This window comes from Yersinia aldovae ATCC 35236 (assembly GCF_000173735.1).
Lineage (GTDB): Bacteria > Pseudomonadota > Gammaproteobacteria > Enterobacterales > Enterobacteriaceae > Yersinia > Yersinia aldovae.
In genome coordinates this window covers 59,452-65,482 of record NZ_ACCB01000024.1, presented here as the reverse complement: position 1 = coordinate 65,482, position 6,031 = coordinate 59,452, and the positions used below count along the sequence as shown (strand labels likewise).

Genomic DNA, 6,031 nt, shown 5'->3' with positions numbered 1-6,031 from the left:
GGTTGATGTTATTTTGTGTACCAGCCCTTCGCAGGCGGTCAGGATGCCAATGAGTGGCGTGCGCAACTCATGTGCCAGCACCGACAGTTCCAGGTTTGTTTTTTGAACCCAGTTGGATGAATTCTCTTTTTAAACGTCTGTAACGATAAAAAACAAATATCAGCCCGAATAACAAGACAGTAGCCAAGCCACCGACGTAAAATGCTAGTCTGTTATTGCTCGGCAATGGAATATTATTGTCACTAATAACCCATTTTGCGGCGATTTCAGCTTGCTGTTTGGCAGAAACGGACGAGATGACTTTGTTAATGATATCGATCAAAATCTGATCTTCAGGCCGGGCTGCCATCATCAGAGAGATCTTGGCTGCATGAGGATGCGATATTTTTAACTGCCCCGGATAAATGACATTCATATAATAGAGGGCGGTGGGCGAGAGGACGACCGCGGCTTCAGCCTGCCGACGTATCACTTCGCTAATGGTCTCTTCGGGGGAATAAACGATTTTATAATTAACCCCGGAAATTGTTTGGTAAACCACTCAATCAGCGATGAATAGTCGGTGATAGTAACGTACCCCTCCATCAGGTCATCCGGGGTGGCGATATGACGGGTAGCTTTGCGTGTAACAGTGACCGGCCAGGTGGAAAAAATAGGAACACTGCTTATCAGGTCATTGGCCTCCGCAAACGCACTGGATGTACTGGTGAGCAGCGAGATCTTGCCGTTTTGTAGATTCGTCACGGAATCACTGTCATTATTACTGAATATCGGCTGGAAATTTATCCCGGTAGCGGCAGCGATTAAGTCAATATAATCCCGTGTCAGTCCAATGTGTTCCCCTGTATTATTGAAGGTTTCAATAGGATAAGAATGGGGGAAAATGCCGTAGCTCACTATCGGGTGAGTCTTTATATAATTCTGCTCTTGCGGTGAAAAAACGATCGCGTCGGTGGCATAAACGGTCGTTGATGAAAACAGGATAAACGCCAATACCAGATAGGTTTTATAGAGAAATTTCATGAGCATATTTAAAGAAATCAGTATTTGAAGTAAGCCCCAGTTTTTTGAAGGCACGCGTTTTAGTATTGGACACGGTTTTAAAACTGATATTAAGGCGCACGCTGATTTCTTTCTGCTTCACACCATTGAGCAGCATCCTCAGCACTTCGGTTTCACGGCCGGTTAAAGTATGGTGTGCGTTTTGCTGCGTGGCCTGAGACAGTGCTGCCAGCTCAATAGGGAAAAATTTCTTACCTCGGGCGACATACGAAATAGCAAAAAACAGCTCCTGAATGTCGCTGCTTTTTTGTACAAATCCCCATGCCCCTGCTTGCCAGGCGAGACGCGCGACTGCCAAGCTTTTATGAGCGGTATGGACAATAATTTTCAATGTGGGATGTAACTGAAGCAGGCGCTTGATCAGCCCAACGCCATCCTGAGATTGCGATGCGTCCTCGTCTATTTCACTGGCTGCAAGTGAATAATCTAGCAACAATACTTCGATCTCAGGGGCGCTTTCTAGTAGCGTAATGAGTTCAGGCGTATTGCTGACACAGCCGACGAGCTGGAGCGAAAAGTCACTGTAAATAAGCTGGAGCTGCGGTTCTTTATGATGATAAGGATACTTTTTTAAGATTTCCATCAGTGCAAGGCGACTGAAAGGCTCGTCTTCGATCAATGCTATCTTTAACGTTTTCGTCATAATGGCCCCGATCAAGTGGGGCAAGTACTAACTGTCATTCACTGTCAGTATTAGCCTTTCACCTGATTGACGTAGGAACGGTGTGAGCTTGTCACTCATCATAATCAATTCACCCTCTTTCTCAACTCTGACGCTGATATTAAGAGGCTGTGGGGATAATGATAACTCATTCGGCATCTGCAAGCGAAATGGAATTGTAAAATTTTTCGTTTGGTTCATAAAACTATATTCATGAAGTGTGTACTCTTTCTCTCCAGAGGCCTTATTTTGGGAAATTGAGAGCGTAATTTTAACATTTTCAGGTATAATCCTATTATTGCTTTGAATATTTCCCTGAAGATAATCCCTACTATAATTGTTGTTAATATCGTTACGATGACTGCATCCGGATAAGACCAACGTCAGAAATAAGACAAAGCAACAGGAATAAAAATTTTGTGGGTATTTAAAAGAGATTTCATCTGTTCATCCTGCAGTAAAAATATAAAAATAAGAACAACTGGCGGCGATAGCGAGCGTACAGGTCGTAATAGCTGCATCGATGATACCTTTTTGACGTACCGTTTTACTCTGTACGGGAGCAGGCAACGTCGACTCATCAGGCAGTACTTGCTTGGTGCCCGTGTATGAAATCCCGATCCTCGGTAAGGTAGCGATCAGGGTTTCATCCAGGTTGGCTTTCTTAAATGAACAGCGTAATTGTCTCACCAGTTTATAATAACTACTTTCCGTCACAATAACGCCACGTTTTTCCCAAATAGCGTACATGACTTCTCTTTTACTACATGTTTTTGCCAGCAGCATTTTTAACAGGCAGGACTCGCTTTCTGAAAGCACGACGACGGTTTCTTTCTTAGTTAATGTTCTCTTCCAAGAATTAAAAATAACGCCTTCGCATAAAATGACACTTGGTGGAGTCAGTTCATTATTAGTCATAATATTTTCCCTTTCATATAGGATTGTCTGTAATCGAGGTGTGTTTTATACATCCTCAATGACAGGTTCTCAACAGTGGAAAGGGTTAATGGGTATAATAAAGAATACTCTCCATGCGTTTGGAGAGTGCTCTCTATGTGTTTGGGGATTATTCCTCTTTTTTATGCTTAATATTAAGAAGTGGGAGAGGATATTAATAGCGATGCGTTCCGTTGGGCAAAATCAGGGCCGGAACTGACAATTTTCATAATTTTACTGGCGTACTTATCTCTATAATGGGCTGTTTCTGAATGATATGCACCAACAGCACGCCAGCTATAGCCATATTTTTTAAACTTCAGACTCAGCAAATAGGCCCCTGCCTCAATGTTGGTGCAAGGGTGCATTAGCATCCGTTCATTCTGTATTATTCCTTTAGATTTTAGTGGCTTGACATTAATGGTGTTAATCTGCATCAGACCATAATCATGGCTACCATTCTTATTAATGTTACGGGCATCTGGTTGACCGCCAGATTCATGAAGAATAATCGCTTCAAGAATGATTTCTGGCACATCCCAACGTATCGCCGCATTAGATAAACAAGATGCCTGAGCGACCACTGGGCTGAGAAACAACAGTATTGATAAATAATAAATAATATTTTTCATAGAGGTATAATTTTAAATTTCGTCTGGATCTTCATCATCTTCATCAGGCACTTTGCCCATCTTGGATAAGACTTCTTCTTTCATTTGGTTTAAGAGCATGCCATTGCCAATATACATCGCATAAGCCGGATTAAACTTTTCTTTCAGTAAAGCGTCATCTCCCGGCACCTCGGAGTTCTTGATTGTCATGTTCAATCCGGTAAGAAATTTTACGCGTTCTGCTGACGACAAACTCATTAGTTTCTTATTAAGCAGACCAAATAGCGCCTTCTTATCTTCTGTGGTGCGCAGACTTTCAACAAAATCATCGATTGCTGATTGCTCTTTTGCCGAAAATTGTGGCGCAGATTCCTGTTTCTGCATCGCAGGTGTTTTCCCCGCCGGATTGCCCTGCCATGCCTGTGCGGCCCGCTGTTGTACATTGTTACTGTGGGCCACAGGTTTAGCGTCGGTGAGCGCTGCTGCCATTTTCAGCGTAGAGTTAATCATCGAAATTGTCATGTGTCTCTCCTGATTGACTGAATTGTTCGGAAAATTTGTGGTACAACGCCTTTTTCGACTGCAAAATAGTGCAGCGTGCAGGCAGGGATAAAATATGTGGCAACGTTCGCTGTGCCGCACTCTGTGGCGAGAAATGGAGGATTTCATTATTCACCTCCAGCGCAATACTCCCCTCTGTACCACCGAGCACACTGATGTGCTGAATTTCCGCCAGCGCGGGTTTTAGCTTTTTCAGCATTGAGGGGGGAAGATGCATCTGAATCTTTGTGGATTCAGGGTGTTGCCGGATAAGATGGTCACTGACAATTTCATAGGTTCGTGGGTCACTAAACATCTCTTCCAACAGCGTCTGCAAGCGGGCTTCACTACTCGCCACTGCCTGTTGATATTGACGCTGGCTTGACTCCAACCCGAACAATAAATCGGCTAACAGTTTTTGCAGCCCATCCTGATAGCCTTGCTGATAAGCAATACGTTGTATTTCCCCTGCTTCTTGCTGAGCTTGCAGACAGTGTTCCGTGGCCTGTTTTCTGGCCTGTGCGGTCAGTATTTTTTGATAGCGGTTCGCGTTCATGGCTTGATGTTTAATCAAGACTTTTTCAACTGCGGTTTGCCGAATATCCGGCTCAGATTGTGGTGACATAGCGGCAAGCTCCTTCTATCACATTCCACGGGAGGGCATTTTTCACCGGCGTTTCCATTAACTGTCGGGTTATGGCACTGAACATATAGCTGGCGCGAACGGTATAGACGCGACCAAAGGGGGCCAGACCTGTCAGTAATTGGGCCGCACCTGTCGCCAGCAGGGTTTGCGGCGATGAGGGGATTTCCTGCGGTTGGCGGAAATTAACATTCACGCGTTGATGCAGCTGCGCATATTGAGATGTTTCCACCCACCACGGCAGTGGCGCTGGGTGCAACAGCACCCCCAGCGCCCAAGCAACCTTGGGTAATTGTGACCAATACTCAACAATAAAATCAGGCAACGGCAGCGTATTTCTATCCGGCATGGGTAGTTGATACTGCGCCAGCAAGCGCTGATTATGAGCTTGCTGTAACACCTGAGGTAGGGCGGGGTAATCAATGCCGCTGTGTTCTGCGTGAAAGTAGCCACCCGGTGCCAGCAAAATTTTATGCTGGCAAGCGAAACTAAACCTGCCGGGATTGGCTATCATGGTTTTTGCTCCGTACTGTTCGAGGGTGATTCTTTCTTACTGTTTTGTTGCTTACGACGCCAAAGTAACAAAATTGCGCCGGCACCCGTCATCAGAGCGGCAGCAACGCCAATCAATAACACCGGTGGCACCGGGAACTCAGGTTCATTTCTGACCTGACGCTGCAATGGCGGGCGTTCGACTACCACCACCGAAACATTGTCAAAGCTGGCTTCAGCAAAACTGTTGGTGAGAAATAACTTAATTTTGCTCATCATTAGTTTAGGATCTTCATTCCCAGCGTAAGTCACCAGACTTGAAACCTGCTGTGGCTGCTTGACCCGATTATTACCACTTAAGGGATAACTGACATGGACCCTGGCGTTCACTACGCCGGGAATAGTCAGTAGTGATTGTTCCAGCCGCTGCTCAATTAAGGACAGCAGACGTGAGCGTTCCGCCTGGGGCGAGGCCACCAATGAATCCCCCGGGAACGCCTGAATAATTTCCACTGATTCTTTCGAAGGCAGGTTGTACAGGCGTAACAAATCCACTGCGGTAACAAAATCACTGCGCGCGACCTTAATGGAATTGCCCAGTTTGCCATTTTCCCTGCGTGTCCCTTCCACGCCATTTTCCTGTAGGACTGCCAGCACTTCATTGCTCTGGCGCTGGCTAAGTTCAGTGAGTAGCACTTGGTTATCACAACCAGATAGCAGGCAGAGAGCACTTACCAGTAGAAGTTTTGTCAGCTTATTCATGATTTACTGGGCTTTTAAGACAGAGTCGATGGCAGAGGCACCCTTATGGGTTAGCGTACTGATCAGATTGATACTGAGACTATAATTACCGATACGATTTTGTAATTGTAATAACTCAGCGGGGTTACTTACATCAACAGTGTTTGCCTTATTGGTAATAGCGGCTTTTTCCTGGCTGGCATGAACGCTGTAATTGGCAAACATATTTCTAACTCGATCTTCTACCGAGCCACTCGGCGCTATTGCCGCAATATTTTGTTCTACCATCGGCTGAACAGCCGGAGAGATATTAATAAACATTGACATAAACTATCCTTAATAATT

General features: G+C 45.1%; 10 protein-coding genes. All 10 read right to left on the bottom strand.

Annotated elements, in window-relative coordinates:
• Positions 1-67: 67 nt before the first annotated feature.
• Positions 68-415 (bottom strand): type 2 periplasmic-binding domain-containing protein, encoded by a 348-nt coding sequence (locus YALDO0001_RS22395; protein ID WP_004703654.1) that lies wholly within the window; start codon positions 413-415, stop codon positions 68-70.
• A 53-nt stretch (positions 416-468) separates the two neighbouring features.
• A complete protein-coding gene (locus YALDO0001_RS22390) occupies positions 469-1,023 on the bottom strand; it encodes a type 2 periplasmic-binding domain-containing protein (RefSeq protein ID WP_353933419.1) in 555 nt (184 codons plus the stop codon).
• Entirely contained in the window at positions 1,007-1,705 is a 699-nt protein-coding gene (locus tag YALDO0001_RS12375; protein WP_004703652.1) for a response regulator transcription factor, read from the bottom strand. Before YALDO0001_RS12375 ends, YALDO0001_RS22390 begins: the two co-directional genes overlap by 17 nt.
• Positions 1,706-2,170: 465 nt before the next feature.
• Entirely contained in the window at positions 2,171-2,641 is a 471-nt protein-coding gene (locus YALDO0001_RS12365; protein ID WP_004703650.1) for a winged helix-turn-helix domain-containing protein, read from the bottom strand.
• 173 nt (positions 2,642-2,814) lie between these two features.
• Positions 2,815-3,291, bottom strand: coding sequence for a lytic transglycosylase domain-containing protein (locus YALDO0001_RS12360; RefSeq protein WP_004703649.1), 477 nt, complete (start codon positions 3,289-3,291; stop codon positions 2,815-2,817).
• A gap of 12 nt (positions 3,292-3,303) precedes the next feature.
• Positions 3,304-3,792, bottom strand: coding sequence for a hypothetical protein (locus YALDO0001_RS12355; protein WP_231583212.1), 489 nt, complete (start codon positions 3,790-3,792; stop codon positions 3,304-3,306).
• Positions 3,773-4,435, bottom strand: coding sequence for a hypothetical protein (locus tag YALDO0001_RS12350; RefSeq protein WP_042839958.1), 663 nt, complete (start codon positions 4,433-4,435; stop codon positions 3,773-3,775). Before YALDO0001_RS12350 ends, YALDO0001_RS12355 begins: the two co-directional genes overlap by 20 nt.
• A complete protein-coding gene (locus YALDO0001_RS12345; protein WP_042839956.1) occupies positions 4,419-4,967 on the bottom strand; it encodes an OrgA/MxiK family T3SS sorting platform protein in 549 nt (182 codons plus the stop codon). Before YALDO0001_RS12345 ends, YALDO0001_RS12350 begins: the two co-directional genes overlap by 17 nt.
• Positions 4,964-5,707, bottom strand: coding sequence for a type III secretion system inner membrane ring lipoprotein SctJ (sctJ, locus tag YALDO0001_RS12340; protein WP_004703644.1), 744 nt, complete (start codon positions 5,705-5,707; stop codon positions 4,964-4,966). The genes YALDO0001_RS12345 and sctJ overlap by 4 nt, the downstream gene beginning before the upstream one ends.
• A gap of 3 nt (positions 5,708-5,710) precedes the next feature.
• Complete coding sequence (sctI, locus tag YALDO0001_RS12335) at positions 5,711-6,013, bottom strand: type III secretion system inner rod subunit SctI (RefSeq protein WP_042839954.1); 303 nt, start codon at positions 6,011-6,013, stop codon at positions 5,711-5,713.
• Between the last annotated feature and the right edge of the window lie 18 nt (positions 6,014-6,031).

Bases quoted from the DNA above. Each gene is read 5' to 3' on its own strand.
- YALDO0001_RS22390 (WP_353933419.1), bottom strand. From the start codon at position 1,023: ATGAAATTTCTCTATAAAACCTATCTGGTATTGGCGTTTATCCTGTTT.
- YALDO0001_RS12345 (WP_042839956.1), bottom strand. From the start codon at position 4,967: ATGATAGCCAATCCCGGCAGGTTTAGTTTCGCTTGCCAGCATAAAATT.
- YALDO0001_RS12365 (WP_004703650.1), bottom strand. From the start codon at position 2,641: ATGACTAATAATGAACTGACTCCACCAAGTGTCATTTTATGCGAAGGC.
- sctI (WP_042839954.1), bottom strand. From the start codon at position 6,013: ATGTCAATGTTTATTAATATCTCTCCGGCTGTTCAGCCGATGGTAGAA.
- YALDO0001_RS12360 (WP_004703649.1), bottom strand. From the start codon at position 3,291: ATGAAAAATATTATTTATTATTTATCAATACTGTTGTTTCTCAGCCCA.
- sctJ (WP_004703644.1), bottom strand. From the start codon at position 5,707: ATGAATAAGCTGACAAAACTTCTACTGGTAAGTGCTCTCTGCCTGCTA.
- YALDO0001_RS22395 (WP_004703654.1), bottom strand. From the start codon at position 415: ATGAATGTCATTTATCCGGGGCAGTTAAAAATATCGCATCCTCATGCA.
- YALDO0001_RS12350 (WP_042839958.1), bottom strand. From the start codon at position 4,435: ATGTCACCACAATCTGAGCCGGATATTCGGCAAACCGCAGTTGAAAAA.
- YALDO0001_RS12375 (WP_004703652.1), bottom strand. From the start codon at position 1,705: ATGACGAAAACGTTAAAGATAGCATTGATCGAAGACGAGCCTTTCAGT.
- YALDO0001_RS12355 (WP_231583212.1), bottom strand. From the start codon at position 3,792: ATGACAATTTCGATGATTAACTCTACGCTGAAAATGGCAGCAGCGCTC.